General features: G+C 59.0%; 13 protein-coding genes. 9 read left to right on the plus strand and 4 right to left on the minus strand.

What is annotated here, in order from left to right:
* Positions 1–4: 4 nt before the first annotated feature.
* The 6 genes from bcsB (at position 5) to AAE045_RS14610 (ending at position 11831) form a co-directional block, all read left to right on the plus strand.
* Positions 5–2422, plus strand: coding sequence for a cellulose biosynthesis cyclic di-GMP-binding regulatory protein BcsB (bcsB, locus tag AAE045_RS14585; protein ID WP_455548348.1), 2418 nt, complete (start codon positions 5–7; stop codon positions 2420–2422).
* A 3-nt stretch (positions 2423–2425) separates the two neighbouring features.
* Complete coding sequence (bcsZ, locus tag AAE045_RS14590) at positions 2426–3535, plus strand: cellulose synthase complex periplasmic endoglucanase BcsZ (RefSeq protein ID WP_455548349.1); 1110 nt, start codon at positions 2426–2428, stop codon at positions 3533–3535.
* A complete protein-coding gene (bcsC, locus tag AAE045_RS14595) occupies positions 3517–6993 on the plus strand; it encodes a cellulose synthase complex outer membrane protein BcsC (RefSeq protein WP_455548350.1) in 3477 nt (1158 codons plus the stop codon). Before bcsZ ends, bcsC begins: the two co-directional genes overlap by 19 nt.
* Positions 6994–7194: 201 nt before the next feature.
* Complete coding sequence (locus tag AAE045_RS14600; protein ID WP_455548351.1) at positions 7195–8691, plus strand: EAL domain-containing protein; 1497 nt, start codon at positions 7195–7197, stop codon at positions 8689–8691.
* Positions 8692–8861: 170 nt separating this feature from the next.
* Complete coding sequence (locus tag AAE045_RS14605; RefSeq protein WP_455548352.1) at positions 8862–10142, plus strand: dicarboxylate/amino acid:cation symporter; 1281 nt, start codon at positions 8862–8864, stop codon at positions 10140–10142.
* A gap of 204 nt (positions 10143–10346) precedes the next feature.
* Positions 10347–11831 carry a M16 family metallopeptidase gene (locus AAE045_RS14610; RefSeq protein WP_455548353.1) on the plus strand — a complete coding sequence of 495 codons (1485 nt, stop codon included), beginning with the start codon at positions 10347–10349 and terminating at the stop codon, positions 11829–11831.
* A gap of 71 nt (positions 11832–11902) precedes the next feature.
* On the opposite strand, the gene kdgK is transcribed toward AAE045_RS14610, so the two are convergent.
* The gene (kdgK, locus tag AAE045_RS14615) at positions 11903–12841 is read right to left on the minus strand and encodes a 2-dehydro-3-deoxygluconokinase (RefSeq protein ID WP_455548354.1); all 939 of its coding nucleotides are present in this window, start codon (positions 12839–12841) and stop codon (positions 11903–11905) included.
* Between the two features lie 234 nt (positions 12842–13075).
* Here kdgK and pdeH point away from each other — a divergent pair, with 234 nt between their 5' ends.
* The 3 genes from pdeH to AAE045_RS14630 all read left to right on the plus strand — a co-directional run bounded on the left by pdeH (position 13076) and on the right by AAE045_RS14630 (position 16225).
* The gene (gene pdeH, locus AAE045_RS14620; RefSeq protein WP_455548355.1) at positions 13076–13849 is read left to right on the plus strand and encodes a cyclic-guanylate-specific phosphodiesterase; all 774 of its coding nucleotides are present in this window, start codon (positions 13076–13078) and stop codon (positions 13847–13849) included.
* A 62-nt stretch (positions 13850–13911) separates the two neighbouring features.
* Positions 13912–15978, plus strand: coding sequence for an AsmA family protein (locus tag AAE045_RS14625; RefSeq protein ID WP_455548356.1), 2067 nt, complete (start codon positions 13912–13914; stop codon positions 15976–15978).
* Positions 15979–16057: 79 nt separating this feature from the next.
* Positions 16058–16225 carry a type II toxin-antitoxin system CcdA family antitoxin gene (locus AAE045_RS14630; protein ID WP_455426490.1) on the plus strand — a complete coding sequence of 56 codons (168 nt, stop codon included), beginning with the start codon at positions 16058–16060 and terminating at the stop codon, positions 16223–16225.
* Positions 16226–16403: 178 nt separating this feature from the next.
* Here the strand turns inward: AAE045_RS14630 and AAE045_RS14635 are convergent, their stop codons facing one another.
* From AAE045_RS14635 to AAE045_RS14645, 3 genes are all read right to left on the minus strand, one after another.
* Positions 16404–17729, minus strand: coding sequence for an MFS transporter (locus AAE045_RS14635; RefSeq protein WP_455548357.1), 1326 nt, complete (start codon positions 17727–17729; stop codon positions 16404–16406).
* Between the two features lie 333 nt (positions 17730–18062).
* On the minus strand, positions 18063–19124 hold the full coding sequence (yhjD, locus tag AAE045_RS14640; protein WP_455548358.1) for an inner membrane protein YhjD: 1062 nt from the start codon (positions 19122–19124) through the stop codon (positions 18063–18065).
* Positions 19125–19174: 50 nt separating this feature from the next.
* Positions 19175–20074 (minus strand): LysR family transcriptional regulator, encoded by a 900-nt coding sequence (locus AAE045_RS14645; RefSeq protein WP_455548359.1) that lies wholly within the window; start codon positions 20072–20074, stop codon positions 19175–19177.
* Positions 20075–20106: the final 32 nt, after the last annotated feature.

A 20106-nucleotide genomic window follows, 5' to 3' on the forward strand; every position in this document is an offset into this window, starting at 1 on the left:
CGCGATGAAAAGAAAACTCTCCTGGTTATGTGCGGCGGCAATAGGCCTTAATGCCCTGCCGATGATGATGGCAAACGCTGCCGATCCGGCAGCGCCAGCCGACCCTGCTGCCACGGCGGCGCCGACGGTTCCGGCCGTTGCGCCTGCAACGCAGGCCGTTGTTACGCCTGCGCCCGGCACGGCGGAAGCGGTTACGCCTGCCACGCCGCCGGATGCCAATCCTGTCGTCGGCCAGGTCATGCCTGGTGTCGTCGGTGCGGATGCCCCGGTCGTCGCCGAAAACACCCCTTCTCGCGACGTGAAGCTGAGCTTCGCGCAGATTGCGCCAGCGCCGGGCAACATGGTGCTGCGCGGCATGAACCCTAACGGTTCCGTTGAGTTCGGCATGCGCAGTGACGAAGTTGTCTCGAAGGCGATGCTGAACCTGGAGTACACGCCATCGCCGTCCCTGCTGCCCGTTGAATCGCACCTGAAGGTTTATCTTAACGATGAGCTGATGGGCGTGCTGCCGGTGACCAAAGAGCAGCTGGGTAAGAAAATTACCGCCCACCTGCCTATCGATCCGCTGTATGTCACCGACTTTAACCGCGTGCGCCTGCAGTTTGTCGGCCACTATCGCGACGTATGTGAAAACCCGGGCAGCTCCACGCTGTGGATGGACGTCGGTCGCGGCAGCTCCGTGGACCTGACTTACATGAAGCTGCCGGTGCAGAACGATCTGTCCCACTTCCCGGTGCCGTTCTTTGACAGCAACGATAACCGTGCGCTGGTGCTGCCGATGGTGTTTGCCGGTACGCCGGACGTTGCACAGCAGCGTGCCGCCGGGATTATCGCCTCCTGGTTCGGCTCCCGCTCCGTCTGGCGTGGACAGCAGTTCCCGGTGCTCTACAACCAGCTGCCAGAGCGTAACGGCATCGTGTTTGCCACCAACGATAAGCGCCCTGACTTCCTGCGTGACCATCCGCCGGTCAAGGCGCCGACCATCGAGATGATGTCGCACCCGGATAACCCGTACGTGAAGCTGCTGGTTGTCTTTGGCCGTAACGATAAAGATCTGGTGCAGGCGGCAAAAGGCATCGCCCAGGGTAACGTGCTGTTCCGCGGCAGCAGCGTCACCATCGATGACGTGAAGCCTCTGCTGCCCCGCAAGCCGTACGATGCGCCAAACTGGGTGCGCACCGACCGTCCGATTACCCTCGGCGAGCTGAAAAACTACGAGGAGCAGCTGCAGTCCAGCGGCCTCGAGCCGACGGCGATTAACGTCACCATGAACCTGCCGCCGGACCTCTATCTGCTGCGCAGCAACGGTATCGATATGAACCTGAAATATCGCTATACCGCGCCGCCGATGAAAGACAGCTCGCGCATGGATATCAGCCTCAACAACCAGTTCCTGCAATCCTTCAGCCTTGCGCCGAAAGATGCCGGTAACAAGCTGATGCTGCACCTGCCGGTGCTGCAGGGCCTGCTGGACGGCAAAACGGACGTGTCTATTCCGGCCCTGCGCCTGGGTGCGGCAAACCAGCTGCGCTTTGACTTCTCGTACACCAACCCAATGCCGGGCGGGACGCTGGAAAACTGTATTTCCTACCAGCCGGTGCAAAACCACGTGGTGGTGGATGACTCGTCAACCATCGACTTCTCTAACTACTATCACTTTATCGCCATGCCGGATCTGCGTTCATTTGCCAACGCGGGCTTCCCGTTCAGCCGCATGGCTGACCTGTCGCAGACTATCGTGCTGGTGAATAAAGATCCGAAGCCCGCGCAGGTGACCGCGATGCTGGATGCGCTGGGCTCTATTGGCTCCCAGACAGGCTTCCCGGGCATTAACGTCACGCTGACCGACGATGCCAGCACCGTGCAGGACAAAGATGCGGATCTGATGATTATCGGCACTATTCCCGACAAACTGAAGGACGATAAGCGCATTGACCTGCTGGTGGACGCGGCGAAGAGCTGGGTGAAAACGCCGATGCGCGAGTCCGCCCTGCAAAGCGTGATGACGGATAAGACTGACCGGGCGGCAGATGCGCAAACTACCGTCTCATCCAGCGGCCCGATGGCGGCCATCGTCGGCTTCCAGTCGCCGTATAACGACCAGCGTAGCGTGGTGGCCCTGCTGGCGGACAGCCCGCGCGGCTATGAACTGCTGAGCAACGCGATGAACGACAGCGGCAAACGAGCGGCGATGTCCGGTTCGGTTGCGGTTATCCGTGAGTCCGGCGTCAACGGCATCCGCGTTGGTGATATCTACTACGTCGGGCATCTGCCGTGGTACGAGCGCCTGTGGTATGCGCTTTCTACCCACCCTGTGCTGCTGGCCTTCCTGGCCGCAGTGAGCGTCGTGCTGCTGGCGTGGGTGCTGTGGAGAATTCTGCGCATTCTGAGCCGTCGTCGTATCGACCCGGATGACGAGTAAATTATGAAACTGCGGATGGGGATGCTGATGACAGGCCTGTTATTAGCATCCGTCACCGGGCAGGCTGCCTGTGAATGGCCCGCCTGGCAAGGCTTTAAACAAGCGTACGTCAGCGACGAAGGGCGGGTTATCGATCCGAGCAGCGAGCGGAAGATAACCACCTCCGAAGGGCAAAGCTACGGCATGTTCTTCGCGCTGGCCGCCAACGACAAGCCTGCCTTTGCGAAGCTGCTGGGCTGGACGGAAAACAATCTTGCCCAGGGCTCGCTGAAAGACCATCTCCCGGCCTGGGAGTGGGGCCGCAAAGACGACAATACCTGGACCGTGCTGGACAGCAACTCCGCCAGCGACGCGGACATGTGGATTGTCTGGAGCCTGCTCGAAGCCGGGCGGCTGTGGAACAAGCCGGACTATACGCGCCTGGGCCAGAGCCTGCTAAAGCGGGTGGCGAAAGAGGAAGTGGCGAAGGTGCCGGGCCTCGGCAATATGCTGCTGCCGGGTAAATACGGCTTTAACCATGCTCCCGAGTGGCGCTTCAACCCAAGCTATCTGCCGCCCCAGGTGTTAAGCCGCGTCACGCGCTACAAAGGCCCGTGGAAATCAATGGTCAAAACCAACCGGCGCCTGCTGCTGGAAACCTCCCCGAAAGGCTTCGCACCGGACTGGGTGAACTGGATAGAAGGCAAGGGCTGGCAGATGAAGCCCGGCGAGCCGCTGGTGGGCAGCTATGACGCGATCCGCGTCTATCTGTGGGCAGGCATGATGGCGGACAGCGATCCTGACAAAGCCGCGCTGCTCAGGCGCTGGCAGCCGATGGCGCAGATGACCGCTGACAGCGGCCTGCCGCCGGAGCACGTAGCCGTCGTGACCGGCGAGCGCAAGGGCGACGGCCCGGTCGGATTTTCCGCTTCGCTGCTGCCGTTCTTACAGGGCGATAAAGCCGCGCTCGACGTCCAGCGCAAGCGGGTTGTGGACAACCAGCCGCAGAGCGACGCCTATTTTAACTATGTATTAACGCTCTTTGGTCAGGGATGGGACCAGAAACATTTTCGATTTAATGCTCAGGGTGAGCTACTCCCGAACTGGGGCAAGGCATGCGCAAATTCTCAATAAATATTCTTAGCTTATCGCTTGGCCTGGTGCTGATGCCCCTGACCGCAGCTGCCGTCACGCCCCAGCAGCAGCTGCTGGAGCAGGTGCGGCTGGGTGAAGCCAGCAAACGTGAGGATTTGGTACGCCAGTCCCTGTACCGTCTTGAGCTGATGGACCCGAATAACCCGGACGTCATTGCAGCGCGCATGCGTTATCTGCTGCGTCAGGGCGATCAGGCTGGCGCGAAGAAACAGCTGGAGCGGCTTGCTGAGCTGGCCCCGTCCTCTTCTGCCTACCAGCAGGCGACGACCACCATGTCGCTCTCCACGCCGGAAGGGCGTCAGCAGCTGCAGCAGGCACGGCTGCTTGCCTCAACGGGCCACACCGCCGAAGCCGCAGCCGCCTACGAGAAAATTTTTAACGGTAATCCACCGGCGGGCGATATAGCCGTGGAGTACTGGACGCTGATGGCGAAAGAACCCGCCCGCCGCGGGCAGGCCATCGACAAACTTAAAGCGCTGAATATCTCAAGCCCCGGCAACGCCATGTTGCGGGCTAATCTGGCACGCCTGCTGTTTGCTGATGGCCGAGACCAGGAAGGATTTGCGGCACTGGAGCAGATGGCGAAGGCGAGCAACAGCCGCCAGGACGCCGCCGATCTCTGGTATGCGCAAATCAGCGATATGCCGGTAAGCACCGCAAGCGTTGCGGCTTTGCAGCGCTTCCTCGGCGTCTTTAGCGAAGGCGAAAAAGCCGATACCGCGCGAGCGGCGCTGGCCGAACAGCAAAACAAGCTCGCTGATCCTGCGTTTAAAGCCCGTGCTGAAGGCCTTGCCGCCCTTAGCGCCGGTACGGCGGGCAAAGCGATTCCGCAGCTGCAGGAGGCCGTGGCGGCCGATCACAGCGACAGCGAAGCCGTTGGCGCGCTGGGCCAGGCTTATTCGCAGCAGGGCAACCGCGCGAAGGCCGTGCAGCAGTTTGAAAAAGCGATCAGGATGGATCCTGAGAGCGATAACCGTGGCAAATGGGACAGCCTGCTGCAAACCAACCGCTACTGGCTGCTCATTGAACAGGGCGACGCCCAGCTCAAGGCCAACAATCCTGACGGCGCGCAGCAGAAGTACCAGCAGGCGCGCAGCGTGGATAACACCGACAGCTATGCGGTGCTTGGCCTGGGGGATGCCGCGGTTGCAAAGAAAGACGACGCGGCCGCCGAGCGCTATTACCAGCAGGCTTTACGCATGGACAGCGGCAACAGCAACGCGGTGCGCGGGCTGGCTAACGTTTATCGTCGCCAGTCTCCTGAACGCGCCACGGCGTTTATTCAGGGGCTTTCCGCCAGCCAGCGCCGCAGCATTGACGATATTGAGCGCAGCCTGGAAGGGGAGCGCCTGGAGCAGGAAGCCACCGCGCTGGAAAGCCAGGCGCAGTGGGCGCGGGCCGCAGAAGTCCAGCGCCAGCGCCTGAAGCTGGACCCGGAAAGCGTGTGGATCACCTATCGCCTGAGCAAAGATTTGAGCGCGGCAGGCAGCCGCAGCGAGGCGGACTCGCTGATGCGTAGCCTGGCCCAGCGCCGCCCGACGGACCCGGAGCAGGTCTACGCCAACGGGCTGTATCTGTCCGGCAACAATCAGGAAGAGGCCGCGCTGACCCACCTGAATACGCTGCCGCGCAGCCAGTGGAACGACAATATCAACGAGCTGGCGGACCGCCTGCAAAGCAACCGCGTGCTGGCTACCGCCAGCGCCCTGCGCGAGGGCGGCAAAGAAGACGAGGCCATTGCGCTGCTGAAACAGCAGCCCCAGTCGGACCGTATCGATCTTACTCTTGCCGACTGGGCCACCCAGCGGGGAGACAGCGCTACCGCCGTGCTCCAGTACGAACAAATTCTTAAGCGCGATGCGAATAACACCGACGCGCGCTTAGGCCTTGCCGAGGAATATGCCTCCCAGGGCAATAAGCAGCGGGCGCGCGACCAGCTGACACAGATGCAAAAAGCACCGGCCAGCGAGCCGCCGACGCTGAATACCGAACGCCGTGTGGCTAACGTGCAGGCCGCAACGGGCGACACCGCCCGGGCGCAGCAGACCTTCGCCCGCATTATCCCGGAAGCCAAAAGCCAGCCGCCTTCCATGGAGAGCGCGCTGGTGCTGCGTGACGCCGCCCGTTTCCAGGTGGACAGCGGCCAGCCGAAGCTGGCGTTTGAAACCTATAAAGACGCGATGGTTTCCGCAGGCGTGACCGATAAGCGTCCGACGGACAACGACACCTACACCCGCCTGACGCGTAACGATGCGAAGGACGACTGGCTGAAACGCGGCGTGAAAAGCGACGCCGCCGACCTCTATCGCCAGCAGGATGTGAACGTCACGCTGGACCACGACTACTGGGGATCGAGCGGCACGCCGGGCTACTCCGATCTTCAGGCCCACACCACCATGCTGCAGCTCGATGCGCCGCTCAGCGACGGGCGGATGTGGTTCCGTACCGACATCGTCAATATGGACGCCGGGTCGTTCAGCAACGGCAGCAACGGCGGTTACAACGAGCGCTGGGGCACCTGTGACGACCACGGCTGTACCGGCAGCAACAGCCAGACGGCGAACGGCGCAAGCCTGGCCGTCGGCTGGAAAAACAAAACCTGGGAAGCGGATATCGGCACCACGCCGCTGGGGTTTGACGTGGTCGACGTGGTGGGTGGCGTCAGCTACAGCAACGATCTCGGCCCGGTAGGCTACACGCTGAACGCGCACCGTCGTCCTATCTCCAGCTCAATGCTGTCGTTTGCAGGCCAGCGCGATCCGAATACCGACACGGTCTGGGGCGGCGTGCGCGCCACGGGCGTGGGCATCAGCACCAGCTACGACAAGGGCGAAGCCAACGGCGTCTGGGCGAGCCTGAGCGCGGACACGCTGACCGGGAAAAACGTTGAGGACAACTGGCGGGCGCGCTTCATGACGGGCTACTACCACAAGCTCATCAACGAGAACAACCGCCGCCTGACCGTTGGCCTGACCAACATGCTCTGGCACTACGACAAAGATCTCAGCGAATACTTCCTGGGCCAGGGCGGCTACTACAGCCCGCAGCAGTACGTTTCGTTTGCGGTGCCGGTTATCTGGCGCCAGCGCACGGAAAACTGGTCCTGGGAGCTGGGCGGCTCCGCGTCCTGGTCCTACTCGAAATCGAAGGACGGCAAGCGTTATCCGATCTCAAGCCTGGTGCCGAATAACGGCCTGTACCCCGATCGCGACGACCCGTCGGCCGGCGGCAGCAGCAACGGCTTCGGCTATACCGCGCGGGCGCTGGTGGAGCGCAGGATTGACTCCCACTGGTCGGTTGGCGCGGGGATAGACATTCAGCAGGCGAAGGATTACACCCCAAGCCACGCGCTGATCTTCGTGCGCTACTCCATGGCAGGCTGGCAGGGCGATATGGATATGCCGCCGCAGCCGCTGGTGCCTTACGCGGATTATTAATGTTTGCCGGATGGCGCTGCGCTTACCCTACCTACGGACTGGGTGTTTACCAGGGCGGATAAGCGCGGCGTCATCCGGCGGAAGTCCATTAACAGATTGAACCGATTCTCCGCTGTCATCGCCTAAACGTGCTAACAATGCAGTATACTCAGGCCGCATAGGATAATGCTTAGACGGTCAGAGAATCAGCGGAGAGTAAGCTTGCGAGTCAGTCGTTCCCTCACGATAAAACAAATGGCGATGGTGTCTGCCGTCGCCGTGGTCTTTATTTTCATTTTTATCGTCGTGCAGCTCTTCCACTTCGTGCAGCAAAGCCGCTACGACACCGCAAGCCAGATGGAAAAAATCGCCCATTCGGTGCGTTTACCCCTGTCCGAAGCCATTCTGAAGGCGGATATTCCGCAGGCGGAGGCCATTCTCAGCCAGATCCAACCCTCCGGCATCATCAGCCGGGCGGACGTGGTGCTGCCGAACCAGTTCCAGGCGCTGCGCAAAAGCTTCCTTCCGGAGCGGCAGATCCCGATGTGGATAGCCCGCCTGTTCGAACTGCCGGTGCAGATCTCCCTGCCGCTCTATTCCCTTGAGCGACCGGCGAACCCGCAGCCGCTGGCGTATCTGGTGCTGCAGGCCGACTCCTGGCGGATGTACAAATTTATCATCAGCACCATTTCCACGCTGCTGACCACCTATCTGCTGCTGGCGCTGATCCTGTCGGTGGCGATCAGCTGGTCGATTAACCGGCTGATTATCCATCCGCTGCGCAAAATCGCCCGCGAGCTGGACGATCTCACCCCGCAGGACGCCGGTGGCCATCAGCTGAAGCTGCCGCCGCTGCACCACGATGACGAAATCGGCATGCTGGTTCGCAGCTACAACCGCAACCAGCAGATGACGTTCCGCAGGTTCCAGACGGAGCAGGCCCAACGTCGCCAGACGGAAGAGTACGATATTCTGTCCATGCTGGAGAATCACCGGCTGGCGCTATGGCTTCAGCCGCAGGTCAATATGCGCAGCGGCGAGACGGTCAGCGCTGAAGCGCTGCTGCGGGTGCGGCAGCCGGACGGCGAATGGGGCCTGCCGGAGGGGCTTATCGAGCGGATTGAGGCCTGCGGGCTGATGGTGAACATCGGCACCTGGATCCTCGAAGAGTCCTGCCGTACGCTTGCGGCGTGGCAGAAGCGGGGCATTGCGATGCCGCTTTCCGTTAACCTGTCGGCACTCCAGCTGCTGCATAAAGAGATGGTGCCGTCGCTGCTGGAGATGCTGGCGCGCTACCGCATCCAGCCGGGCACGCTGATTCTGGAAGTCACCGAGAGCCGCCGTATCGAAGACCCCGACGCGGCGGTCACCATTCTGCGCCCGCTGCGCAAAGCCGGGGTGCGCATTGCGCTGGACGATTTTGGAATGGGCTACGCCAGCCTGCGCCATCTGCACCATATGAAGGCGCTGCCCATCGACGTGCTGAAAATCGACAAGAGTTTCGTCGACGGCCTGCCGGAAGACGGCGAGATGGTCAGCGTGATCGTGTCGATGGCGAAAACCCTCGGCCTGAAGCTGGTGGCGGAAGGGGTTGAAAAGGCGGCCCAGCGGGACTGGCTGCTGGCGCGGGATGTCACCATAGCCCAGGGCTTTTTGTTCTCGAAGGCGCTCTCGCCGGAGGAATTTGAAACCCGCTATCTCTCCACGCCGACAGCGTAACGGCTTTGTTGCAAATGTTATGGGCTGGCGCGAGTCAGCTCAATAATTTAACAATTTTGTTTACAAATTAGCGCTGTATCACGTATCTGCACGTTCATGAGTGGTAATTTTCCCCCGCAGGCCGCACGGCTGGTCGCGGTGCTGCGGAATTTACCTCTCAAGGACACCCTATGAAACTCTTCAAAAGCCTCTATTTCCAGGTACTGACCGCTATCGCCGTCGGTATTCTGCTTGGTCATTTCTACCCGGAAATCGGCGCGCAGATGAAACCGCTGGGCGACGCCTTCGTTAAGCTCATCAAAATGATTATCGCTCCCGTCATCTTCTGTACCGTCGTCACCGGCATTGCGGGGATGGAAAGCATGAAGGCGGTGGGGCGCACCGGCGCCGTGGCGCTGCTCTACTTCGAAGTGGTCAGCACCATCGCCCTGATTATCGGCCTCATCGTGGTCAACGTGCTGCAGCCGGGCGCGGGGATGAACGTGGACCCGGCGACGCTGGATGCGAAAGCGGTGGCGATGTATGCCGAGCAGGCGCAGCAGCAGGGGGTTGTCGCCTTCCTGCTTGATGTGATCCCCGGCAGCGTCATCGGCGCCTTTGCCAGCGGCAACATTTTGCAGGTGCTGCTGTTCGCCGTGCTGTTTGGTTTTGCCCTGCACCGCCTGGGGCACAAGGGCCAGCTGATCTTTAACGTGATTGAGAGCTTCTCGCAGGTCATCTTCGGCATCATCAATATGATTATGCGCCTGGCCCCGATTGGCGCGTTCGGCGCGATGGCCTTTACCATCGGCAAATACGGCGTCGGCTCGCTGGTGCAGCTCGGCCAGCTGATTATCTGCTTCTATATCACCTGTATTCTGTTCGTGGTGGTGGTGCTGGGATCGATTGCCCGCGCGACCGGCTTCAGCATCTTCAAGTTCATCCGCTACATTAAAGAAGAGCTGCTGATCGTGCTGGGAACCTCTTCTTCCGAGTCCGCGCTGCCGCGTATGCTCGATAAGATGGAAAAGCTGGGCTGCCGCAAGTCGGTGGTGGGGCTGGTTATTCCAACGGGCTATTCGTTCAACCTGGACGGCACCTCCATCTACCTGACGATGGCGGCGGTATTCATTGCCCAGGCCACCAACAGCCACATGGATATTTTCCACCAGATCACGCTGCTGGTCGTACTGCTGCTTTCCTCAAAAGGGGCGGCGGGCGTAACGGGCAGCGGGTTTATCGTGCTGGCGGCCACCATCTCCGCCGTAGGCCATTTACCGGTGGCCGGGCTGGCGCTGATCCTCGGCATCGACCGCTTTATGTCCGAAGCGCGCGCGCTGACCAACCTGGTCGGCAACGGCGTCGCGACGGTGGTGGTGGCGAAATGGGTCAAGCAGCTCGATGAGAAACAGCTCAAAGAGACGCTGGATAACAAACATTCTGCCAAAAAAGTGACCGAAGTCTCTTCATAACCCCCTCAATTGCCCGCAGCGACTTGCCCTTGCTGCGGGCGACTCGGCATAATCCCCTCATACTTATCTTTTTTATTCTTTAAAAGTGACGTTTGCGCGTATCCGCGGTCAAACGGAGTGGTGCTTTGTCACCAGCGAGGGCCAGTTCTGCTAACACTGCGCCATCGTTACACTTTTTAACCAGGAATGTTTTCAGGGGTTCACATGCAGGGCACCAAAATTCGACTCTTAGCTGGCGGATTGCTGTTGGTCGCCGCCGCCGGTAGCGTGCAGGCAGAAGCTCTACAGCCCGACCCGGCATGGCAGTCCGGCCAGCTGGCCAATGGTTTTCAATGGCAGGTGCTCGCCACACCGCAGCGCCCAAGCGATCGTGTAGAAGTCCGACTGCTGGTGAATACCGGCTCCCTGACTGAGAGTACCCAGCAGAGCGGCTACAGCCACTTCATGCCGCGCCTGGCTTTGACCCAGCACGGCAGCCTGCAGCCGCTGCAGGTGCGCTCTTTATGGCAGCAAAGCACCGATCCGGCGCGTCCGCTGCCGCCGGTCGTCGTCTCCTACGACTTCACGCTGTTTAACCTCAGCCTGCCGAATAACCGCAATGATTTACTCAAAGAAGCGCTGACGTTTCTGGCGGACAGCAGCGGCAATATGGCGGTAACGCCTGAGACCGTGAACGCCGCGCTGCAAACCCAGGATATGGTCGCCAGCTGGCCGATGGACACCCAGGACAGCTGGTGGCGCTACCGCCTGAAAGGCTCCACGCTGCTGGGCCACGACCCGGCGCAGGATTTAAAGCAGCCGGTGGATGCCGAACAGCTCAGGGCATTTTATGAGAAATGGTACACCCCGGACGCGATGACCCTCATCGTGGTGGGCAACGTCGACAGCCGCAGCGTGGCCGAACAGATTAACAAGACTTTCGGCACGCTTAAGGGCAAGCGCGAAACCCCGGCCCCGGTGCCAACCCTCTCTCCGCTTAAGCTCGATCCTGTCAGCCTGATGACCAACAGCGTGCGCGAAGATCGCCTGTCGCTGATGTGGGATAACCCATGGCAGCCGATCCGTGATTCTGCGGCGCTCCTGCGCTACTGGCGTGCGGACCTGGCCCGTGAGGCGCTGTTCTGGCACGTGCAGCAGAACCTCAGCAAAAATAATCCTAAGGATCTGAATCTCAGCTTCGACTGCCGCGTGCTCTACCAGCGCGCCCAGTGCGGGATTAACATTGGTTCACCGAACGAAAACCTGAACGCTAACCTCTCCACCGTAGGCCGTGAACTGGTGCGCGTGCGCGATAAAGGGCTTTCCCAGCAGGAGTTTGATGCGCTGATAGCCCAGAAAAACGACGAGCTGACCAAGCTGTTTGCCACCTATGCCCGCACCGATACCGACGTGCTGATCAACCAGCGTTTGCGTTCGCTGCAGAATCAGGTGGTGGATATCGCGCCGGAGCAGTATCAGAAGCTGCGCCAGGACTTCCTGAGCAGCCTGACGCTGAACATGCTCAACCAGGACGTGCGCCAGCAGCTGTCCCAGGAGATGACCCTGGTGCTGCTGCAGCCGAAAGGCGAGCCGGAGTTCAACATGAAGGAGCTGCAGGCGACGTGGGATAAGGTGATGACGCCTGTCGCGGTGCAGCCGCTGACGGACAATCCTAAGCAGGATGTGTCGGATATACCTCCGGCGCAGTAGCCACTGCGGTGGATGACGCTAATGCTTATCCACCCTACGGTTTTGCGATCGTAGGGCGGATAAACGCAGTGTCATCCGCCGTATGGCATTGCACTTTTAGGAATAATAGCCCCGCGGTACTGAATCACGGTGCTGGCGGTTAAATGCCCGCGTTTGGCTGCCTCTTCGGCGCTGCCTCCGGTCAGGCGTACGGACAAATAGCCCGCGCTGAACGAATCCCCGGCGGCCGTCGTATCAACCACTTTCTCTTTCGGTAATTTCACCGCCGGAACCTCCAGCGTTGCTTCACCCTGAATGGCCACCAGGCAGGACTCTGCGCCGCGCTTGATGACCACTTCCTGCACGCCTGCGGCCTGGGTGCGGGCAATCACCTCTTCCGCTGGCTTCTCGCCCCACAGCAAATCTTCGTCGTCCAGCGTCAGGAAGGCGATATCGGTGTGGCTCAGCATCTGCTGATACACCTTCTGCGTCTCTTCTTTGCTGGCCCACAGGCGCGGACGATAGTTGTTATCGAAGATCACCCTACAGCCGTTCGCACGGGCTTTTTCCAGCAGCGCCATTAGCTTCTCACGGCTGGCTGAATTGAGGATCGCGAGGCTGATACCGCTCAGGTAGAGATAGTCAAACTGAGCAAGCTCCGCGCAGATCGCTTCAGCCTGCTCGCTTTCGAGCCAGAAACGGGCCGCCGCTTCGTTGCGCCAGTAGTAGAAGGTGCGCTCGCCGCTGGCGTCCGTTTCGATGTAATAGAGGCCCGGCAGGCGGTGCTCCAGCCGCTGGGTGAGATCGGTGCGAACGTGTTCGTCGTGCCAGGCATCCAGCATCTGCTGGCTGAAGCTATCTTCGCCCAGCGCCGTCACGTAATGCACTTCCAGCTCCTCTTCGGGAACCTGACGGGCGATATAAACGGAGGTATTAAGGGTATCGCCGCCAAAGCCGCGGCTGACTTCCGCACCCTTTTGCGACAGTTCAATCATGCATTCGCCGATAACGGCAATTTTCCGGGTTGGCATAAGTAGGTAACCTGATTTTTTTAGAATTGCGGCTAGTTTGGGGGGCGACTAAAAATGAGTCAAACGATTTAAAACGACGTTTCGAAAAACTTTGAGCCAGGCCAATTTTCTCTCTTCACCGGTAAATTCTGCCAACAGGACGAACCACTGACGATGAACATAAAGTTATCAATCGTCACGCCGATAACCTTTCGACGGGCCATCTGAGTTATCAAGTCAAACAGGACGTACAGGATGAAGTTGAAGCAGATTACTCACCGGCTTAATACGGCTGAAGCGAGTATCGAAAGTTTGCAGGAACGGCGGTTTTGGTTGCAGTGCCAGCGGCAATATACCTTTCAGCCGATCTATAAAATCGACGGAACGCTGATGGCGGTAGAGCTGCTGACGGTGGTGACGCATCCGGGCGAGGAAAACATGCGCATCCCACCGGATCGCTATTTCGCGTCCATCTCTACCTCCAGCCGCCTGAAGGTGATAGAGGAGCAGCTGCATCTGCTGGGGGAGTGGCAGGCGGTGTTTCTCGGCCACGGTATTCTCGCCTCGGTGAACGTGGACGGCCCGACGCTGATGGCGATGAAATATCACCAGCCGATTCTGGCGCTGATCGATAAGCTGCCGTGGGTGCGCTTTGAGCTTGTTGAGCATATCACCCAGCCGCAGGCCGCTACCCTTGCGCGGATGCATGAGTTTGGCCCGCTGTGGCTGGATGATTTCGGCACCGGCATGGCGAACTTCTCGGCGCTGAGCGAGGTGCGCTATGACTACATCAAAGTTGCCCGCGACCTGTTTATCATGCTGCGAAAAAGCGAAGAGGGCCGCACGTTGTTTACCATGCTGCTGCAGCTGATGAACCGCTACTGCAAAGGAGTGATTGTCGAAGGGGTGGAAACGCTCGACGAATGGCGTGACGTACAGGCTTCGCCAGCGGTGGCCGCCCAGGGCTATTTTCTGTCACGACCCGTGCCTTTTGAACACCTTGAAAACGTTTTGATTCGCCTTCCCTGATGCCGTTTTGGTGACCCTAAACTATCTTTAGTTAAGGCAAGTCACACAGGAAGGTGAAACACATGACAAGAACCGGCAAAATTATCAGTGCAGTCGTCGGGGTTTTATTGTTGTTGGTTGTGGTAGCAATTATCGTGATTGCGACGTTTGACTGGAACCGGCTCAAACCGACCATCAACCAAAAAGTCTCGACGGAGCTCAACCGGCCCTTCGCCATACGCGGGGATTTAGGGGTCGCGTGGGAGCGTAATAAAGAGGAAACCGGCTGGCGCAGCTGGGTGCCCTGGCCGCACGTTCATGCCGAAGATATTATTCTGGGTAATCCCCCGGAAATTCCTGAAGTCACCATGGTGCACCTGCCCCGCGTAGATGCCACTCTTGCGCCGCTGGCGCTGCTCACTAAAACCGTCTATATCCCGTGGATCAAGCTGGTGCAGCCTGATGCGCGGATCATCCGTCTTTCCGAAAAGAACAATAACTGGACGTTTAAGCTGGCGGGGGATGACAAAAAAGACCCGAACGCGCAGCCGTCCGCCTGGTCTTTCCGCATGGACAATATCCTGTTCGATAAGGGGCGCATCTCCGTTGACGATAAGGTCAGCAAGGCGGATATGGTGATCCTGGTCGACCCGCTAGGCAAACCTCTGCCGTTTAATGAAGTCTCCGGGGCTAAGCCAACCGGCAAAGACGCCGCGAAAGCGGGCGACTACGTGTTTGGCCTGAAGGTAAACGGGCGCTACAACGGCGAGCCAATCGAAGGGACGGGGAAAATCGGCGGCATGCTGGCGCTGCGCAGCGAAGGCGACACGGCCTTCCCGGTGCAGGCTGACGTTCGCTCCGGCAATTCCCGCGTCGCGCTTATCGGGACCGTGAATGACCCGATGAAAATGGGCGGCGTGGACCTGAGGCTGAAGTTCTCCGGCGACTCGCTGGGCAACCTCTACGATCTGACCGGCGTGCTGCTGCCGGATACGCCGCCGTTTGAAACGGACGGCCACCTGCTGGCGAAAATCGATACCGAAAAGGGCTCGGTCTTCCGCTATCTGAACTTCAACGGCCGCATTGGCGACAGCGATATCCACGGCTCGCTGACCTATTCGCAGGGCAAGCCGCGTCCGAAGCTTGAAGGCGACCTGGAGTCGAAACAGCTGCGGCTGGCAGATTTAGGGCCGCTGATTGGCGTGGATTCCGGCAAGGGCGCGCAGCAGAGCAAGAAATCCGAAGAGAAGAAGGGCGAGAAAACGGTTCAGCCTGCGGACAAAGTTCTGCCGTACGACCGTTTCGAAACGGATAAATGGGACGTGATGGACGCGGACGTGCGCTTCAAAGGCGGCCGCATCGAACACAGCGGCACCCTGCCGCTTAGCGATCTCTCTACCCACGTTATCCTGAAGAATGCCGACCTGCGCCTCCAGCCGCTGAAATTTGGCATGGCGGGGGGGACCATCAGCGCCAATATTCATCTGGAAGGGGATAAGAAGCCGATGCAGGGGCGGGCGGACATTCAGGCGCGCCGTCTGCAGCTTAAGCAGCTGATGCCGAAAGTAGAATCCATGCAGAAAACACTCGGCGAGCTGAACGGTGATGCGGATCTTCGCGGCCAGGGCAACTCCATTGCGGCGCTGCTGGGCAGCAGCGACGGTAACCTCAAGCTGCTGATGAACGACGGGCTGATCAGCCGTAACCTGATGGAAATTGTCGGCCTTAACGTCGGGAACTACATCGTCGGGGCAATCTTTGGCGATGACGAGGTGCGCATCAACTGCGCCGCCGCGAACCTGGATTTACGCAACGGGGTGGCGACGCCGCGCATCTTCGCCTTTGATACCGAAAACGCGCTGATAAACGTGACGGGGACCACCAACTTCTCCAGCGAGCGTCTCGATCTGACCATCGACCCGGAGAGCAAAGGGATCCGCATCATGACCCTGCGCTCGCCGCTCTACGTGCGCGGCACGTTCAAAAATCCGGATGCGGGCGTGAAGGCCGGGCCGCTGATTGCCCGTGGCGCAGTCGCCGCCGCGCTGGCAACGCTGGTCACTCCGGCCGCCGCGCTGCTGGCGCTGATCTCACCGTCTGAAGGGGATGAAAACCAGTGCCGTAATATTCTGGGGCAGATGAAGAAGTGATATTGCTTAAATAATTTTTACGATCTAGATTCCCTTAAACACATGGACTCGTCATGTGTTTAAGGGAAAAGGAAAGGCCATGGAGCAAGGAAAGAAACCAGATCGTTGCATAAAACCATTTGTCGAATTGAAAAGTAAATACATAAAACAGCAACATTGGAAGGAACATAACCGTGAGGGGCTTCAGGAGCTAAACCGTATTACAGAGATAAGCGGGAACTTTGCGAATGAACACCGGAAATTTTGATGTTAGTAAACATACTCACAAAATAGAAAAGTAAAAAATTTAATAGAGTATTTTTCATCAAGAATATGAAAAATAGTGTCGGAAGGCGCCAGGCTTTTCCGACCTACAATTTCACACAGTATTAACTTATTACGTGAAATTATAGGGTGGAAAAGCGCTGACGCCTTCCACCAAAAGGTTACAGCGACTGGTGACGAGTCTCTTTGGTCAGCAGCAGCGCAATCAGCGTCAGAACGGACATCCCCGCCAGATAGACACCGACGTAGAACAGGCCGTAGTTAGACTGCAGCCAGGTGGCGATATACGGCGCGACGGACGCGCCCAGAATCGACGCCACGTTATAAGAGAATGACGCCCCGGTGTAGCGCACTTCCGTCGGGAAAAGCTCCGGCAGCAGCGCGCCCATCGGGCCGAACGTCAGGCCCATCAGGCTCAGGCCAATCAGCAGGAACGCCATCACCAGCGCTTCGCTCCCCGAGCCCAGCAGCGGCTGGAACAGGCACAGCGCAAAGATAATCATCAGGCTGGTAATCACAATCATGCACTTGCGGCGGCCAAAGGCATCCGCCAGGTAGCCCGCAATCGGCACCATCACGCCAAACCCAATCACCGCCATCATCAGCATCCACAGCACGTCGTTGCGCGAGAAGCCCAGGCCCACCGGGACAGCGGCGGTGCTGTAGGTCATGGAATACACCGTCATGATATAGAACAGCGTGTAGGTGGCGAGCATGATAAACGTGCCCAGAATCGTCGCTTTCAGATGCTTGCTGAGCAGCGTGCCCATCGGTACTTTAACCTGCTTGCCCGCTTTGGCGATTTTGGCAAATACCGGCGTTTCATGCAGCGAGACGCGAACGTACAGGCCGATAATCACCAGCACCGCAGAGAGGATAAACGGCACGCGCCAGCCCCATGACATGAACTGTTCGTCGGTCAGCAGCCAGGAGAGCAGCAGGAAGGTGCCGTTGGCAAAGAAGAAGCCGATTGGCGCGCCGAGCTGCGGGAAGGAGCCATAGAGCGCACGCTTACCCTTTGGCGCGTTCTCCGTTGCCAGCAACGCGGCACCGCCCCATTCCCCGCCCAGGCCAAGCCCCTGGCCAAAACGCGCCAGCGCCAGCAGCATCGGGGCCAGCACGCCGATAGTTTCATAGCCCGGCAGCAGGCCGATAATCACCGTGGAGACGCCCATGGTCAGCAGCGAAGCAACCAGCGTTACCTTGCGGCCCACGCGGTCGCCGAAGTGGCCAAACAGCGCGGAGCCAATCGGACGGGCCACGAAGGCAATGGCAAAGGTCGCCAGCGACTGTAGCGTGGCAGCCGTCGGATCACCCTGCGGGAAGAAGATGTGCGGGAAGACAATCACCGCTGCGGTGGCATAGATATAGAAGTCGAAGAACTCAATGGCCGTGCCGACCAGAGAAGCAACAACGACTTTTCCCCGTGAGTTGACCGGCGTGCTCTCGGTCTCGGTATCGATAGATGTGGCAATGGATGCTTGCATAATTTTTTCTTATTTATATGGCGACGAAGGGCCATATTACGCACAGCAAAAGCCTGATTTCAACGCGCCCGGCGGCCCGGGTGCGCTCGAAAATTGTTCATAAAGCGAATAATTTTCATCCCTCCGCAGAAGCATCTTATATATTCTTATATTCAGAAGTAAGGCAGATAATAAAACTGGTTTTTGGTTAAATAAAAGTTACAGGCTGGATTTATGTTCTGGGGTGGCTGTCGGGGCTGAATCCGATTTTGGTGGATGACGCCACCCTACGTAACACTGCGATTCGTAGGGGAGATAAGCGCAAGCGCCATCCACCAAAATGTTTTGTGTGCGTTATTTATGGGTTTTCCCGGGCATTCTCGGGTCGTCTTTGTACTCCGCCGTGGCAATCCACGCCGCGCAGAACAGCGTTAAGCGTGCGAAGAAATAGAAGAAGGCCATCAGCCCCAGCACGGAGCCAAAGGCCGCGCCGGACGGCGAGCTGACCAGTTTTGGCAGGCTGTAGGTCATGATGATTTTAATCACCTCGAAGCCGATGGCGGCGATAAACGTGCCGCGGATCAGCGCCTTTTTGCGCGGGCGGTGGCGCGGCAGACGCCAGAAAATCCAGAAGAACAGCAGGTAGTTGGCGGCAATAGAAATGGCGAGGCCAATCAGATGCCAGGCCGGTTTCAGCCACTCAATGCTGTCCAGATGCAGGAAGCTGATGATGGTCGCCTGCGCCGAACCGGCAATCGACGTAATGGAAAGCGTGACCACCAGCGCCACCAGCAGGCCAATCAGCGAGATAAAATCGCGCAGATATTTCACCCAAAATTTCTCCTGGTCCTTTGGGTTGCGCTCCCACCTGTCCCGCGACTGCGCACGCACCGCCTCGCGCAGATTTCCCATCCAGTTGATGCCTGAATAGAGCGCAATCAGCAGGCCGACCAGCCCGACCGTGGTGCGCTGCTGCACGGCGGTATTAATAATATTTTTCAGCGTGGCCGCAAGCGTGGGGTCGCTGACGTTGGTGAAAATCTTGTTGAAGATATCCTGCAGCAGCGTCGGGTGGGAGGCCAGAACATACCCGCCAGCGGCGAAGGCCACCATCATGATGGGGATGAGCGACAGGAACGAGAAGTAGGTGATCGCCGCGCCGAACTGATTGCCCAGCCGGTCATTGAAACGTTCGGCAGCGCGTATCAGGTGGGCAATCATCGGCCGTCTGACCGTTTTGTTCACGGTATCAATGGTGTGATTGACCGTCGCATTGCTGGTCTTGATTTTTACCAGCGGGTCCGCGCTGTCCGGCTGTTCCACAGGCGCGGCTGCGGGTTTAGGCTCCGTCTGAAACTGAGCGACCGGCTCGTAATCGAGCGAGTCGGTAGGGCGTTTTTCCTGATTATCCGGCATCAATGGTTCCTTATCTTTGGGCTGGACGTTAGGGAATTATAGCCCGAACGCTAATCGACATAGGATTTCATTGCCCCGGTGAGCCATTCCATAAACAAATGTACCCGCCGCGACAGGTTGCGGCGATGGGGATACAGCAGCGAAACGGGCAGGGGAGCCGCGCGATACTGCGGCAGGATCTCAATGAGCTTTTTGCTTTTGAGGTGCTCTTTCAGGCCGATTCGCGGCGCCTGAATAATGCCCAGACCCGCCAGACACGCGGCCTGGTACGTCTCCGTGCTGTTGACGGTGATCACCCCGCCGGTTTTTATCCACCGCGCTGATTTATCCTCCCAAACTTCAAACCCCTGCGGGCGGGTGCCGAGATTGACGGCGTAATGCACCACGGCGTGGGAGGCGAGATCCTCCAGTGAATCCGGGTAGCCGAAACGTGCCAGATAGTCCGGGCTGGCACAGTTAACCTGCGTCAGCCTGCCCACCGGGCGTGCCACCAGGCCTGAATCCTTCAGGTGGCCCACGCGTACCACGCAGTCGAACCCTTCCCGCACCACATCAACCAGCCTGTCGCTGCTGCTTAGCTCCAGCTCAATACCCGGATACTGCTGCAAGAAAGCCGGCAGCTTGTTCAACACGAGATTTCTGGCCAGCGACACGGGCATGTCCACGCGCAGGCGTCCGCTGATGGTGGAAGGATCGTGCAAAAAAAGACCATCCAGTTCGTCCAGGTTGGCGAGCAGATCCCGACAGCGTTCGTAATAGACCATGCCGTCCTGGGTTAACTGTACGCGGCGGGTGGTGCGATAGAGCAAACGCGTGCCCAGCGCGCTTTCCAGCGCCTGGATCTGCCGGGATACGCTACCTTTAGGTAGCCCCAGGGTGTCGGCGGCACGGGTAAAACTCTCCAGTTCAGCCACCCGGATGAACAGCTGCATTGCCTGTATTTTATCCACTAAAAACCGCCATTGTTGTTTGAAATGAAACA

This window comes from Dryocola clanedunensis, assembly GCF_038405435.1.
Lineage (GTDB): Bacteria > Pseudomonadota > Gammaproteobacteria > Enterobacterales > Enterobacteriaceae > Dryocola > Dryocola clanedunensis_A.